Source organism: Thioalkalivibrio sp. ALJ2, assembly GCF_000378325.1.
Taxonomy (GTDB): domain Bacteria; phylum Pseudomonadota; class Gammaproteobacteria; order Ectothiorhodospirales; family Ectothiorhodospiraceae; genus Thioalkalivibrio.
Map to the genome: position 1 here is coordinate 22,338 of NZ_KB899557.1, position 13,961 is coordinate 36,298.

A 13,961-nucleotide genomic window follows, 5' to 3' on the forward strand; every position below is an offset into this window, starting at 1 on the left:
TCGCCATGAGGGGCAGGGCCGGATTAGCGCCGCCCGGCGAGCGGGTCGTTCGGGTCGACGCTGTCGCGAAACGGCTTGCGCCGGTCGAGGTTCGTCAGCTGGTAGACGTTGCCCAGCCAGTTGTTCATCACCGCCAGTGCGGTGTCGTGCCAGGTGTTGTCCAGGCGGTCGAGCAGCAGTGCCTCCGGCAGTGCCGGGATCTCGGTGCAGTGCTCGACCGCGACCTGCACGTGTTCGCGGTGCTCGTCGAGGATCGCCGCCGCCTGCGGCAGCAGGTAGTTCTCCGGCAGGGGCGGATAGCTCTCGCGTTCGCCCTGGATGTAGCGCACGACCTCGCGCTTGTACTCCTTGAGCAGGCTGATCGAGTCGTACTCCGGATGCCCCTGGAAGAAGACCATGCGGAAACCATCCGGTGATGCACCCAGATGGATGCCGGACTGCTCGCTCTCCACCAGTACACGCAGGCCGTGGCGCTCGAACTGCTCGCGCGAGACGTCGTTGTAGCGCGAGTGTGGCACGTCGAAACGCGTGTTCACGCCGGTGACCAGCGGGTGGCCGCGGTCCACCACGCGATGCGGGAACACGCCCCACAGCTTCTCGCCCATGTGCACGCGATGCTCGCCGTAGCGGGCCTGCAGTACGGCGTGGGTGGCAAGGCAGGAGCACAGCGTGGAGGTCACGTTGTCCCAGGCCCAGTCGACGACCTCCGCCAGGGGCTCCCAGAACGGCTCCAGCGCCAGATCGGGCTGGGTCACGTTGGCCCCGGTGATGATCAGCGCGTCGAGGCCATCCTTCTTCAGATCCTCGAAGTCCTCGTAGTAGTGCTTGATGTGATCGCGCCCCTTCGGCCCGCGCTTGAGTTGCGGCAGGGTAAAGGGATGGATGTAGAACTGCGCGATCTGGTTGCTCTCGCCAATCAGGCGGAAGAACTGGCGCTCGGTGGCCGCCAGGGCGGCGTCCGGCATCATGTTCAGCAGCCCGATATGCAGCGCGCGGATCTCCTGCTGCTGGGCGAAGTCGCTGGGCAGTACGGTCTCGCCTTCGCTCTTCAGGCGGGCGAAGGTGGGCAGGTCCGAGTGGGCAACGAGTGGCATTACAGTCGCGCCTCCCGCTCCAGGGCCATGCACACCAGGTCGTCAAAGTCCGCGGCGTTGCGGACCTGCGCGAGCTCGGTGGTGCTGATGGTGTAGCCGTGTGCCTCCGCGATTGCCTCGTAGCGTGGCAGGCGCGCGCGGAACAGGCGCGAGAACACCCAGCGCACAAAGGCGTCCGGGTCGATCTGGGCGACATAGTCCAGCCCCTCGTCGCGCATGTACTCGGCAAGCTGCTGGTCGAGGAAGGCCTCGCGGTAGTACAGCGGCTTCGGGTCGCGTTCCGCGCGCTCGATCAGCTGGCGCTCGTCTTCGTCAGTCGCCTTGATGTAGAGGATCAGCGTGTGCTCGGCGAGGGTCTCCAGGACGCCGGGGCTGTCCAGTTCGCAGACCGAGCCGCCGGCGTCGTTGACGAAATGCGGATAGCCGAACAGCGTCTGCGACTTGTGGATGAAGTCCGGCACGTCGAGCATCGCCTGCACCTCGGACTCGTGGTGCAGGTTCTGGCGGCGCTTGAACTCGGTCAGCGGCAGGCCGCCCTGTTCCGGGTTGCCGAGCTTGCCGAGGAAGCTCGCGACCGGGTGCAGGTTGTCCACCGTGATGTTGTTGATGATCTGGATCGAGTCCGAGCGCAGCAGGTCGCGCAGAAACGGCACGGCCATCGCCTGGGCCTTGATGTTGTCCAGGATCGGTTCGCTCAGGTAGCGCGTGCCGATGCGGTAGTCACCCGAGTAGTGGAACCACTCCTCGCGTCGGAGCATGTTGGACAGGCGCGTCTTGCCGACACCGGACATCCCCAGCAGGGTGATCCGGCGATGGTCCAGTTGGCGGTATTCTTCGGGCGAAAGGCGCATGTCCGGGTTTCGTTTAACGTCGCAGGATGAACAGGATACCCGCGATCACGGCCAGACCGCTGATCACATAGTGGTCGTACTGAAACTGCAGCCCCAGCAGGCCGCGCAGGCCGAACAGGATCAGCCACGCGCCCAGCAGAATGTTTCCTAGCATGCGCATCCCTGCGTTTCTCCCCGTCTATCGTTAGCGGATCAGTTGACTGAGCTCGCGGAACTGCGGGTCGGCCGCGTCGCGCAGCCACTCGAACAGTACCGATTCGTGGTTCGTGATGATCGCGCCCGCCGCGCGCAGTCGCTCCAGTCCGTTGCGCTTGCGCGTGGCGTCGCGCGAGCAGACCGCATCCTCGACCACGAACACGGTAACACCTGCGTCCAGCAGTTCCAGGGCCGTCTGTGTGACGCAGATATGTGTCTCGGCGCCGGTCAGGATGATCTGGTCGCCGCCGGTCAGGCGCGCGTGGAGGTCGTCTTCCGCGCAGCAGGAGAAGGCCGTCTTGTCGGTCAGCGTGCCATGTCCGTCCAGTGCCTGCTGCAGGCTCGCGGTCACCTCGCCCAGCCCCTTCGGATACTGGCGCGAGACCTCGATCGGGATGTCCAGCTTGCGCGCGGCCTCGACGAGCCGTGCGGTGTGGCGTTCCACCGCATCGCGTTCGCTGTCCGGCATTGCGGCCAGCAGCCGCTCCTGCAGGTCAATCAGGACCAGGCGGGAACGGGCACGGTCGCAGCGGGCGCGTGGATCGACGGTCATCGCTCCAGCAGCTGGTTGATCGACTCCAGGTCCGCGACGCTCAGGCGGCCGGCGGCGCGCTGCAGGCGCAACGAGTCGGTCAGGAAGCCGTAGCGGGCCTCGGCGTAGTCACGCTCGGCGCGGAACACCTCGCGCAGGGCCAGCAGCACGTCGACCTGGGTACGCGTGCCGACCTCGAACCCGGCTTCGGCCGACTCGAAGGCGGCCTGGGTGGAGATCAGTGCCTGCTCCAGGGCGCGCACGCGCGAGCTGTTCGCGATCACCGACAGATAGGCATTGCGCGTGTCCTGGGTGGTGCGGCGTTCAACGAGCGACTGGCCTTCCTGTGCGGCCTGGAAGTCCTCGCGGGCCTGGCGGGTCAGCGCGCTCACGCGCCCGCCGGTATAGAACGGCACCTCCAGGCGCACGCCCACCTGGGCCTCGGTGCCTTCGTTGAACAGGGGCCCCACGCCCTGCGCGCCAGCGCCGCCGTCATCGATACCGTGGAAACGGTTTTCGCTGACCGAGGCGTTCAGGTTCAGCCTTGGCTGGCCCTCGGCGCGCTGACGCTGGATCTGCTCGCGGGCGGTCTCGGTGGTCAGACGCTGGGCAGCCAGCTCCAGGTTATTTTCCAGCGCGATATCGACCCATGCCTGGGCATCGGCCGGTTCTGGCGGGGTTAGTTCGGCATCCTCGCGCAGCACGTCGAGTTCGTCCCAGTACGTATTGGTGATTACCGCGAGTTGTTCGCGCGCCACGTCCAGCTGGTTCTCCGCGGCGATGCGTTCGGCCTCGGCGATGTCGCGCTGGGCCTGGGCCTCTTTCACGTCGGTGCTGGCGATCAGGCCCACCTCGAAGCGGCGCTCGGTCTGTTCCAGCTGGCGGCCGATGGCCTCGAGCTCCGCCTCGCGAAAGGCCAGTGTCTCTTGTGCAACCAGTACATCGAAGTAGGCCTCGGATACCCGCAGGATCAGGTCCTGGCGGGCGGCGTCCAGTTCGGCCTCCGCGCGCGCAATCTCGAGATCGGCTTGGGTCAGTTCAATGAAATTGCGGCGGTCGTAGAGGCTCTGCATCAGCGATACGCCAAAGCTGGTCTGGCGTCCGTCGAAGCTGTCCTGGTTGCGATAGTTGTTGTAGAAGGCGCCGGCCTCGGCGTCACCGGTGATCTGCGGCAGGAACGCGGAGCGCGCGATCGGGCGGTTCTCGAGCACGCTGCGGTACTCGGCCTTGGCCGCGCGCAGCTCGGCGTCTTCCGTCGCGGCGCGCTCGTAGACCTCAAGCAGGCTGGCGGCCGGGGCGGGACTGGCCACCAGCAGGGCGATGCCGGCAGTCGCCAGCGTGGAAAAAATACGTTTGACGGACCGGTTCATGGGCGCGGCTTCCTGAATAGACAGGGAAAGCTCCATCGTAGGGAAACACCGGGCAATGTGCACGCGGACCCGTGTTTCTGCGATGGAGACCCCGGCGGGCGGACGGCCGGGGGTGGGAAGTCAGAATTCGAACGCGGGTTTCGGTTCGAAACCGACCAGCGGCTCCACACGCGTCTCGAACAGCACGTCGTGGCGGACGCTGTCCTCGGTGGTGCGGGTAATCAGGTTGGCCTGCATGATCGGGCCGTCACCGGTGATCACGAACAGCCGGCCACCCAGGGTCAGGTAGCGTTCGAGGAAGTCGTTGTATTCGGTCATCGCGCCGGTCAGCACGATCACGTCATAGCGCTCGCGCGGCGGAGCCCACTCGGGGGTCACGGTGGCGGTGCGCAGGCTGGCGTTCTCCAGCCCCAAGTCGACCAGCGTATTGCGCGCATTCAGACGCAGTTCGTCAATGCGCTCGATGGAGTCGACGTGCGCGGCCAGGCGTGCCAGGCAGGCGGTGACATAGCCGGAGCCGGTACCGATCTCCAGCACCGTCTCGGTCGGCTGCGCGGCGGCGGCCTGCAGCAGGCGGCCGATCACCACCGGTGGCAGGGTGTGCGCGCCATGGCCGAGCGGGATCTCGGAGTCGGCGTACGCCAGGGCCTTGTAGGCGTCCGGCATGAAGCGTTCGCGTGGAAGCGTTTCCATCACGTCCAGTACACGCATGTCCAGCACGTCCCAGGGACGGACCTGCTGTTCAACCATGTTCATCCGGGCCAGGGCGAAATCCATCGCGGAGTCCTCGAGTACGTCAATAGCGGCGAAAGAGTACGTTCGCACGCTCGTCCAGGCAAGTTGCTGTAGGAGGCCAGCCCTCTGGCCGATGGGCCCGGACCGACAGCCGATCGGCCAGAGGGCTGGCCTCCTACGGGTTCGGGGCGGTGTGAAGGGCATCCTCGATCGCCCGGATACGCGCACGCTCCAGGGCCTCGCCGAGGGCCTTGCCCTTGTGCCCCTCGGCCATCAGGGTCTGGACGTCGACCCCCTGCGCGGCCGCCACGGCGCGGCGCACCGCATCGGCCTGGGGATAGGGCTTGTCCTGCCAGCCGGTGCGCCCGCGAAAATCTGCCTCCACCGCGAGCAGGAAGGGCTCGACGTTGTCCGGCCGGCGCAGGGCATCGAGCCCGTCTACGAGTTTCATCACCGTCTTCGGGCGCAGCTCGAAGACCCGGTGCACCAGTCCGTGATAGCGCGCGACCCGCACGGCCAGTTCGCGGTAGCGGTTGGGGATGCGCAGGCGCTCGGCCAGTGCGCGGATCAGTACGACCCCGCGCTCCTCGTGGCCGTGGTGGCTGGGCAGGATCTCGGGGTCGGTGTTGCCCTTGCCGAGGTCGTGGACCAGCGCAGCGAAGCGGACCTCCGGGGACTCGGACAGGCGGGTGGCCTGGTCCAGCACCATCAGGGTATGCACGCCGGTATCGATCTCCGGGTGGTAGCGCGCCGGCTGCGGGACGCCGAACAGGCATTCGATCTCGGGGAACAGGCGGGCCAGCGCCCCGGCCTCGCGCAGCACCTCGATGAAGCGGCGCGGGGCCGGGCTCTTCAGGGCCTTTTCGCACTCGGCCCAGACGCGTTCCGGTACCAGCGCACCGACCTCGCCGGAGGTGACCAGCTCGCGCATCAGTTCCCGCGTGTCATCGGCGACCCGAAAGCCCCATGGCTTCAGTTGTGCGGCAAAGCGGGCCACGCGCAGCAGTCGCACCGGGTCCTCGGCGAAGGCGGGCGAGACGTGACGCAGCAGGCGCGCCTCGAGGTCGGCCTGGCCGTTGTAGCAGTCGATCAGATGGCCGTCGGCGTCCTCCGCCATCGCGTTGATGGTCAGGTCACGCCGTTCGAGGTCGGCCTCCAGCGTGACCTCGGGCGAGGCATTGAACTGGAAGCCGTGGTAGCCGCGCGCGGTCTTGCGCTCGGTGCGCGCCAGCGCATATTCCTCGTGCGTCTCGGGGTGCAGAAAGACCGGGAAATCCCGCCCCACCGGGCGGAAGCCGGCAGCCTCCATGGCCTCGGGCGTGGAGCCCACCACCACGTAGTCGCGTTCATGCACCGGGCGCCCCAGCAGCCGGTCGCGCACCGCGCCCCCGACGAGATAGGTCTGCATGACGCCCGCGCGGCCGCTAGCCGCGGTCGACCTCGCGGGTATGGGTGCGCAGGGCCTGCTTGCGTGCCTCGATGCCGCCACCGAGGTACTCCGGGGCGATCGCCTCGAGGCGCGTCGGGCAGGGCAGACGCGACTCACCCTCGCAGACGCTGTCGATGGTCAGCGAGGCGAAGTTGTCGCGCGACAGCGGCTTGCCGGGCACGAACTCGAACACGCTGGCCTGCAGCTTTCCGGCCCAGTCGGGGAGCGCGATGACCGGGCGGCGGTGGCCGATCAGGCGGCCGACATAGCGCACCAGCTCTTCCAGGCTGTAGGTCTGCGGACCGCACAGCTCAAAGCCCTCGCCGAAGGTCTCCGGATTCTCCAGGGCATCCACGAAATGCTCGGCGACATCGCCCACGTAGACGGGCGCGAACTTCGCGTCCGCCCTTGCCAGCGGCATGAACGGCGAGATCTTCAGCAGGGTGGCGAAGCGGTTCAGGAAGGAGTCGTCGCGCCCGAAGATCACCGACGGACGAAACACCGTGACCGGGAACGCATCGCAGGCGAATACCAGCTGTTCAGCCTCGCCCTTGGTGCGCAGGTAGTGGCTGGGCGGGTTCTCCATGTCGGCCTTCAGCGCGCTCATCTGCAGGAAGCGGCGCACCCCGCAGCTTTCGGCGGCCGCCAGGGCCTTCTGCGTCAGTTCCACATGCGCGGCGCGAAAGCCCGAGCCGTTGCGGCCGCGCTCGTTCAGGATGCCGACCAGGTTGATCACCGCGTCCTGCCCCGCAAAGACGCGCTCCAGCGTGGCCGGGTCGTGGGCGCTGCCCTCGACCAGATCGACCTCGGGGTTCACCAGCAGGTCACGGTGGCGGTGCGGGCGCCGCGACAGCACGCGCACGCGGATACCGCGATCGATCAGGCGGCGGATGATCTGGTGGCCGACAAAGCCGGTGCCGCCGAGGAGGCAGACAGAGCGAATCGAATCAATCGACATGGTCCCAAGGTCCTTCCGAAAGCCAGTGGGGCTGGTCTTATACTCGGGTGACTGTCAATCTTCAAACCGGGTTCCGTCAGGGAAACACTGATCAATGTACACACGCGCGTTGGTACCCCAGGTTTTCCGAGACAAGGCGCGGTGCGCAGCCGGTAGTGGTTCTACCGGCCCGTTATTGACGGATTCGGGCCGCAACGCAGGATCGGAGAACCTGGGGAGCCAACCCCGAAGGGGCTCGGCCGCCCGTTGTTATCAAAAACGGGCGTGGGAACTGCGTTGCGGTTCCCCTGTGCAGAATGACTGCACGGCGGTCACCGCGCCTTGTTCGCACGCAAAAGGGACTCGAACGCGAGCGTGTACATTGATCAGTGTTTCCCTTGTTCACTCCGAGGCCTCGACATGACCGACCTGACTGCCATCAATCCCGCCACTGGCGAAACACTGGCCCGGTACCCGCGGATGGGTCCCGAGGCCCTGGAGGCCGCGCTGGCGCGGGCGGCCAGCGCCCAGCAGGACTGGGCGGCCCATCCGGCTTCGGTACGGGCCCAGTGCCTGCGCGATCTGGCTGCCGTGCTGCGGGATCAGCGCGAGGCGCTGGCGCGCACTGCCACTCAGGAGATGGGCAAGCGCCTGGTCGAGGCGCGTGCCGAGGTCGACAAGTGTGCGAATGGCTGCGAGTACTATGCCGACCGCGGTCCGGACTTTCTCCAGGACACGATGATCGCCTCGGACGCGAGCCGCTCGTTCATCGCCTGGCAGCCACTGGGCACCGTCCTGTTGGTCATGCCCTGGAACTTCCCCTACTGGCAGGCCTTTCGCCAGGCGCTCCCGGCGACCCTTGCCGGCAACACCGTGCTACTCAAGCATGCCTCCAATGTCCCAGGCTGCGCCGAGCACCTGGAGCGTGTGTTCACTGAAGCCGGTCTGCCCGAAGGCGTGTTCCAGAACCTGCCGGTCGGGTCGGACGCGGTAGAGGGCATCATTGCCGATACCCGCGTGCAGGGCGTGAGCCTGACGGGATCGGAAAGGGCCGGGCGCGCGGTGGGCGCGGCTGCGGGCAAGGCGCTCAAGACCTCGGTGCTGGAACTGGGCGGCTCCGATGCCTTTATCGTGCTGGCGGACGCCGACCTCGACCATACCGTCGAGCAGGCGGTGCGCGGGCGCTTCCAGAATAACGGCGAGACCTGCATCGCCGCCAAGCGATTCATCGTTGAAGAATCGATCGCGGACGCCTTTGTGGAGCGATTTCGGACGGCCATCGAGGCGCTGGTAATCGGCGACCCGATGAGCGATGACACGAATATCGGGCCGCTGGCGCGCGACGACCTGCGTGACGAGTTGCACGACCAGGTCCGGCGCAGTGTCGCCGCCGGCGCGCGGCTCGTTACCGGCGGCGAGCCGCTCGAGCGGGCGGGCTACTTCTACCCGCCCACGCTGCTGGACGCGGTCGAACCGGGTATGCCCGCCTTCGACGAGGAGACCTTTGGCCCGGTCGCCGCGGTGACCCGCGCACGCAACGCGGATCACGCGATCACGCTCGCCAATCGTTCGCGTTTCGGTCTGGGCGGCAGTGTCTGGACCGCCGACCCGGTACGTGGCGAGGTCCTGGCCCGGCGCCTGGAATGCGGCTGCGCCTTCGTCAACGGCATCGTCAAGAGCGACCCGCGCCTGCCCTTCGGTGGGGTCAAGGACTCGGGCTACGGCCGCGAGCTCTCCGAACTCGGCATCCGCGAGTTCCAGAACGCCAAGACGATCTGGGTGGGATAGCACCACCCTGGCCAGGAGCGTCCTCTAGTGCGCGGGAGCGCTCCGGGGGCGGGCGCGGTACAGGCCGAGTTCCAGGCGGCTGTGGCGGTCGGCGTGATCACGCTTTTCCAGGATGCGGGCCACCAGGGGCTCGTCGCGGTCCAGCAGCTCGGCGGCCAGGCCGTTGCGGTCCCGTGGCAGGTAGCCGAGTTGGTGGTCGACCCAGTCGATGGCGACGGCCTTGTCGTCGTGGGGGTTCAGCCGCTCCCGGCGCAGGGTCAGGGCCTGGCCGCGCTTCAGGGCGTTCCACAGCTTCGGCGCATCGTGGTGGCGAAAGCCGGCCAGCGGGATGGTCTGCAGCAGTTCCTCGGTGGTGGCGGTGGCGCTGTAGCGCCCGCGCTTGGCGTAGTAGCCGCGCAGGGTGGGGATCGGGCGGGCCTGCTGGGTCTTGTTCGGCATTTCGGACTCCCTGTGGTCTGGATCTTGGGGTCCGTTGTAGCACTGGGGGTGGCTCACAGAATGAGCCACCCCTGTTAATCACCTCTTGAATGCCCCTGGACGGCTTCCCAGTGCACGGTGTCGCCACGCCGAATGGTGCCCGGCCCCAAGGGCCGCAGGCAGATACCGCTGTCCTGGCGCAGGGCCCCCGCGAGGTTGTAGCCGACCACCTGGTTGAGCCAGCCGCAGGGCGGGCGCGGCCGGGTGATGGCGAAACGCACGGCACCGATGCGCAGGATCCCCGCGCGCGGGCTGCGTCGGAGGCCGCTGACCACGAGGTTGCGGCGGTGGTCGCCGGGCACCGGGGTTGCGGGCTGGCGCAGGCGGCGCGCCCGCCGCGTGGCGCGCTCCATCTCGGCGCTGCAGATGAGGGTGACGGGGCAGGCTTCCACCGTGTGCCAGTGGCCATGTCCGGTGGCGTAGCGATCTCCGGTCAGGCCCGCTTCGGTGACATCCACGGCGGCGCGCTCGCACATGGGTGCGCCGGCCTGGTCGGCGATCCAGATCGCCTCCAGTCGGCCGGAGGCGGTGGTGGATTTGCGGTGGGCCAGCCAGCGGCGCAGCATCAGGACGAAGCCGGGTATTGCGCAGCGGCCTCGTGCAGCGTGGCGGCGACGCGGGCGCGCAGGGTTTCGGGGGCCAGGACCTCGACCCCGGCGCCGTGGCGCAGGATCTCCTGGATCAGCTCGGTGGGATCCCCGAAGGGGACTCGCAGATGGTAGTGCTCGCCTTCGAAGTGGCCGGTCTGGTCCGGGTGCCAGGTCTCGTCCGCGACCCAACGCGCGTGTTCCGGGGTGAAGCGCAGCACCGCCCATTCCTGCGCGGGACCGGTGAAGATGCCGAAGGCCGCGCCGGTGTGGGCATCCAGCGTGGACTCGTCAATATCGCGGTAGGTGCCCTCGGCCGGGGCTGACGAACGGATGCGTTCCAGGGCAAAGGTGCGCAGGTCCTGTGCCTGCTCGCACCAGGCGATCAGATACCAGTTGTCGCGGTAGTAGAGCAGGCGTTGCGGGTGCACGACGCGACGGGTCGCCGTGTCGCGGGCGCGACCGTGGTACTCGATTGCGATTGGCTGTTCGTCCAGCGTGGCGGCGGCCACGGCCTGAAAACCCTCGCTTCGCCCGCCCCGCTGCGCCAGCGGCTGGATGCGGATGCGACGACGCACGGCGTCCGGCTGGTGTCCGCCGCTGGCGAGCAGCTCGCGGATGCGACCCTTCAGTGGGCCCAGCGTGGGCGCCAGCAGACCCGGCTGCACGTCTTCCAGCAGCTGCTCCATGGTCAGAAGCGCCAGCAATTCGGATTCGTTGAACCACAGCCCCGGCAGTTCGAAGGCCGGGGCGTCCTGCCCATATCGGTAGCCGTTGGCCTGCGGGTCGTACTCAATCGGCGCCTGCATGAAGTCGCGCATGTACTCGAGGTCGCGCTTGATGGTGGCGCGCGAGACCTCGAGCCGTTCCATCAGGTCCGCCAGTGACGGCGGGCGCCGCGCCTGCAGCAGGCGGTGCAGATGAAAGATGCGTTCGGCGCGGTTCACCGGGTCAGCAGGGAGACGGTCATGTTCGGAACGCTAAGCGTAAATGCGGTCTTTTCGCAATGCTGTGGGCTTGATGGTGGGTCGGAGCGCTCCCGGTCGAGCCGATGACCTGGAGGTTTCGTGCACGGCGTTCGGAGCGATGTGTGTCTTCGCAGGCCGTTAGTTGTGCAAGGGGGCACGGCGACGTCGATGAAGCTTCGCGTTGCGAATTGCGCCGACAGACGGTCAGCCCTTCCAGGCATGCTTCCAGCATGAGCTCCCGAATCGTTTCATGTTCGGACTCCCGGGAGCGTGGCCCGCAGCAGTCATCTGGTGCGACTGTGCCGGACTCGAACAGGTGGTGCAGATCCTCTCCCTGCCACTCGGCGATGACGCGGCGTGAGGCGCTGTCGATGATCCGCAGCGAAGGGTGGGTGCGTTCCAGCCAGGCATCCAGTGTGAACATCCGAGACCTCCTAAAGTAAATGAGAATCGTTCGCAGTTGAAGATTGAAGAAGGATAGCGCACGGGTCAAGTGGCTTTCCGCGTTTTTGTGAAAAATTCAGATCCGCCTCTTGGGTTGCCAAGGGAGAGATGCTGCGGCTTCTGCCCCTCGCGCCCAGGAGGTTGTTTCAGCGGGGCAGGCCCCGCGCGATACCGGAGACAAGCGTCATGGATAGTCCAGACGGAGCGCGAGGCGGCGTTGGCCGGGGGGAATAGGGGGCGATCGATGCACCGCACCGCGCCCATTTTCCGACGAGTAGCGTTTGCCCTTCATCAGGATGGCCTGTCCAGCTTCGGTGATTAACGGAGAGCGCCCGCCTAGCACGCCCTCGTTGTCGTTCTGTTGCAGTCGTTCGCGGTTCAGGTGTCGCTCGTCCGCGTACTCGGTGCTGGGCCCGACGTAGGTGCACAACATCCGAAGGACATTGTTGTCCACATGGAACAAAGGGCAGGGCTGGTGATCGAGGACTTCGAGCTGAATCCTGACGCTGACCGCGCTCGCAACGATGGCGAATGCATGGGCGAGATGTTCAATGTCCCGGCCCAGCAGATGGACCTGGAATGGGGGCTGTCCGGTGGCTTCCAGGAGCCGGAGCCGTACCTGGTCGGGACGGCAGCGGGTATCCAGCAGCATACCCGGCTCGGTACTGGCCAGGGCTTCCGACTGAGTTGACAGGGCTGGGCCCAGAGATCGCCTCCAGATCAGGGAATTGACCTCTTCACGGTGGATGCCCAGGAGCTCCCGGGCCTGGTCGACGAAGCGGTGACGGCTGGAAGGCCCTGGGCGATTCGCGGGTTGATTCTCCGGACTCATGCGGATGAAACCTCTCGGGTCCGGGATTCTTCCGGCGATCCCTCGGGCTCGTCCGAAAGGCGCCAGACCGGAAACGGGTCCTCGAAGTACTGCCATTGCTGCGGGCCCGCCGCCATTTCGTCGTCGGTGAGCAGGCAGGCATCGAGACGCTGGCGCATGGCGTCTGCGTCCATTTTTATACCGATCAGTACGATCTCCTGGCGGCGATCGCCGAAACGTTCGTCCCATACTGGCGCTATGGCCGTGTCCCACCAGTCCTCGTTAGTGGGACGTTTCTCCGGCGGTACGGCGGCCCACCAGAAGCCGGCGGCGTGATGCGTCAACGCGCCGCCGGCCTGCGACAGTGTGCCGGCCCAGTCCGGGCGCGAGGCCAGCCAGAACCAGCCCTTGCTGCGGATCACGCCGGGCCACTCCTGGTGCAGCAGGTCAAAGAAGCGGGCCGGGTGGAACGGGCGATTCACCCGATACACGATGCTCGAGATCCCGTATTCCTCGGTGTCCGGCGTGTGTCCGCCCATCATCTCCTGCGCCCAGCCAGCGGCCTGCGATGCGCGGTCGAAGTCGAAGCGGCCGGTGCCCAGAAGCAGTTCGAGGGGAACGTTGCCATGGGTGGCCTCGATCACATGCGCTTCGCGGTTCAGGCCGCGGACCACGCCGCGAACGGTCGCGAGTTCATCGGGCGTCGCGCGGTCCACCTTGTTGATGATGATGACATCTGCAAACTCCATTTGATCCACCAGAAGGTCGACGACGGTGCGCTCGTCCTCCTCGCCCAGTGATTCACCCCGATCCCCTAGATAATCGGTGGAGGCATAGTCCTTCAGCAGGGCGCCGGCGTCGACGACGGTCACCATGGTGTCGAGGCGGGCGACATCATCCAGGGACTGACCGTTCTCGTCGCGGAAGGCGAAGGTGGCGGCCACGGGCATGGGCTCGGAAATGCCGGTGGATTCGATGACCAGGTAGTCGTATTGCCCGGATTCGGCGAGGCGGCGCACCTCCACCAGCAGGTCGTCCCGCAGCGTGCAGCAGATGCAGCCGTTGGTCATCTCGACCATGCGGGCATCGGTACGGGTGACGGCATCCTGGCCGCCGCGCACCAGGGCGCTGTCGATGTTGACCTCGCTCATGTCGTTGACGATGACCGCGACGCGCAGCCCCGACTGGTTGTGCAGGATGTTGTTCAGCAGCGTGGTCTTGCCGGCGCCGAGAAAGCCGGAGAGGACGGTGACGGGAAGACGTTTCATTGCTACCTCCAGGGGAAATGCTCGGGCCGCTGGAGCGCGCCCGAGTCGAATGGGGATGCGGCCTCAGCGAACGATTACGTGCTCGGTCTTTTCCTGGCGTTCCTTGACTTCGATGCAGAGGGTCGCCGTGGGACGCGCCAGCAGGCGTGGCAGGCCGATGGGTTCACCGCTCACTTCGCAGTAGCCGTATTCGCCGGTCTGAATACGATCCAGGGCCTGGTCGATCTTTCGCAGCAGGCGTCCCTCGCGTTCCTGTACACGCATGGAGAGGAGCCGGGACTCCTCCATTGCCGCGCGGTCCAGTTCGTCCGGGGTGCGCTCGTTGTCGAGCAGCCCATCTCGGGCACCCTCGATGTCGGCCAGGATCTCGTCGCGCATTTCGAGCAGGCGCTCGCGGAAGTACGCGAGCTGGGGCTCGCTCATGTAGGCCTCGGCAGGCATGGCCAGCAGTTCGTCGCGGGTCATGGGGTTCCGT

General features: G+C 66.8%; 16 protein-coding genes. 1 reads left to right on the top strand and 15 read right to left on the bottom strand.

Annotated features, from left to right (window positions below):
- Window positions 1-23: 23 nt before the first annotated feature.
- The 8 genes from F468_RS0109165 to F468_RS0109200 form a co-directional block, all read right to left on the bottom strand.
- Window positions 24-1,094 (bottom strand): homoserine O-succinyltransferase, encoded by a 1,071-nt coding sequence (locus tag F468_RS0109165; protein WP_018174970.1) that lies wholly within the window; start codon window positions 1,092-1,094, stop codon window positions 24-26.
- The gene (locus tag F468_RS0109170; protein ID WP_018139464.1) at window positions 1,094-1,945 is read right to left on the bottom strand and encodes a hypothetical protein; all 852 of its coding nucleotides are present in this window, start codon (window positions 1,943-1,945) and stop codon (window positions 1,094-1,096) included. The genes F468_RS0109165 and F468_RS0109170 overlap by 1 nt, the downstream gene beginning before the upstream one ends.
- 13 nt (window positions 1,946-1,958) lie before the next feature.
- Complete coding sequence (locus F468_RS14595; RefSeq protein ID WP_196799362.1) at window positions 1,959-2,099, bottom strand: hypothetical protein; 141 nt, start codon at window positions 2,097-2,099, stop codon at window positions 1,959-1,961.
- A gap of 30 nt (window positions 2,100-2,129) precedes the next feature.
- Complete coding sequence (locus tag F468_RS0109180) at window positions 2,130-2,693, bottom strand: isochorismatase family protein (RefSeq protein WP_018993274.1); 564 nt, start codon at window positions 2,691-2,693, stop codon at window positions 2,130-2,132.
- Window positions 2,690-4,042 carry a TolC family outer membrane protein gene (locus tag F468_RS0109185; protein WP_018995022.1) on the bottom strand — a complete coding sequence of 451 codons (1,353 nt, stop codon included), beginning with the start codon at window positions 4,040-4,042 and terminating at the stop codon, window positions 2,690-2,692. Before F468_RS0109185 ends, F468_RS0109180 begins: the two co-directional genes overlap by 4 nt.
- A 120-nt stretch (window positions 4,043-4,162) precedes the next feature.
- Complete coding sequence (locus F468_RS0109190; RefSeq protein WP_018139460.1) at window positions 4,163-4,819, bottom strand: protein-L-isoaspartate O-methyltransferase; 657 nt, start codon at window positions 4,817-4,819, stop codon at window positions 4,163-4,165.
- Window positions 4,820-4,952: 133 nt separating this feature from the next.
- The gene (locus tag F468_RS0109195) at window positions 4,953-6,185 is read right to left on the bottom strand and encodes a multifunctional CCA addition/repair protein (protein ID WP_018995023.1); all 1,233 of its coding nucleotides are present in this window, start codon (window positions 6,183-6,185) and stop codon (window positions 4,953-4,955) included.
- 16 nt (window positions 6,186-6,201) lie between these two features.
- Window positions 6,202-7,164, bottom strand: coding sequence for a complex I NDUFA9 subunit family protein (locus F468_RS0109200; RefSeq protein WP_018995024.1), 963 nt, complete (start codon window positions 7,162-7,164; stop codon window positions 6,202-6,204).
- A 399-nt stretch (window positions 7,165-7,563) separates the two neighbouring features.
- Between F468_RS0109200 and F468_RS0109205 the strand changes: the two genes are divergently transcribed.
- Window positions 7,564-8,931 carry an NAD-dependent succinate-semialdehyde dehydrogenase gene (locus F468_RS0109205; RefSeq protein ID WP_018995025.1) on the top strand — a complete coding sequence of 456 codons (1,368 nt, stop codon included), beginning with the start codon at window positions 7,564-7,566 and terminating at the stop codon, window positions 8,929-8,931.
- A 24-nt stretch (window positions 8,932-8,955) separates the two neighbouring features.
- Here F468_RS0109205 and F468_RS0109210 read toward each other — a convergent pair whose 3' ends face one another.
- The 7 genes from F468_RS0109210 to dksA all read right to left on the bottom strand — a co-directional run bounded on the left by F468_RS0109210 (window position 8,956) and on the right by dksA (window position 13,951).
- Window positions 8,956-9,369: an HIRAN domain-containing protein gene (locus F468_RS0109210; protein WP_018139456.1), complete on the bottom strand. Its 414-nt coding sequence runs from the start codon at window positions 9,367-9,369 to the stop codon at window positions 8,956-8,958.
- 74 nt (window positions 9,370-9,443) lie between these two features.
- On the bottom strand, window positions 9,444-9,974 hold the full coding sequence (locus F468_RS0109215; RefSeq protein ID WP_018993271.1) for an MOSC domain-containing protein: 531 nt from the start codon (window positions 9,972-9,974) through the stop codon (window positions 9,444-9,446).
- Window positions 9,974-10,942 (bottom strand): YafY family protein, encoded by a 969-nt coding sequence (locus F468_RS0109220; RefSeq protein WP_018993270.1) that lies wholly within the window; start codon window positions 10,940-10,942, stop codon window positions 9,974-9,976. Before F468_RS0109220 ends, F468_RS0109215 begins: the two co-directional genes overlap by 1 nt.
- 19 nt (window positions 10,943-10,961) lie before the next feature.
- On the bottom strand, window positions 10,962-11,387 hold the full coding sequence (locus F468_RS14515) for a hypothetical protein (RefSeq protein WP_155987372.1): 426 nt from the start codon (window positions 11,385-11,387) through the stop codon (window positions 10,962-10,964).
- Window positions 11,388-11,591: 204 nt separating this feature from the next.
- Complete coding sequence (locus F468_RS0109225; RefSeq protein WP_026296523.1) at window positions 11,592-12,239, bottom strand: DUF1826 domain-containing protein; 648 nt, start codon at window positions 12,237-12,239, stop codon at window positions 11,592-11,594.
- A complete protein-coding gene (gene zigA, locus F468_RS0109230; protein ID WP_018995028.1) occupies window positions 12,236-13,486 on the bottom strand; it encodes a zinc metallochaperone GTPase ZigA in 1,251 nt (416 codons plus the stop codon). Before zigA ends, F468_RS0109225 begins: the two co-directional genes overlap by 4 nt.
- Before the next feature lie 63 nt (window positions 13,487-13,549).
- Entirely contained in the window at window positions 13,550-13,951 is a 402-nt protein-coding gene (dksA, locus tag F468_RS0109235) for an RNA polymerase-binding protein DksA (protein ID WP_018139451.1), read from the bottom strand.
- Window positions 13,952-13,961 lie beyond the last annotated feature (10 nt).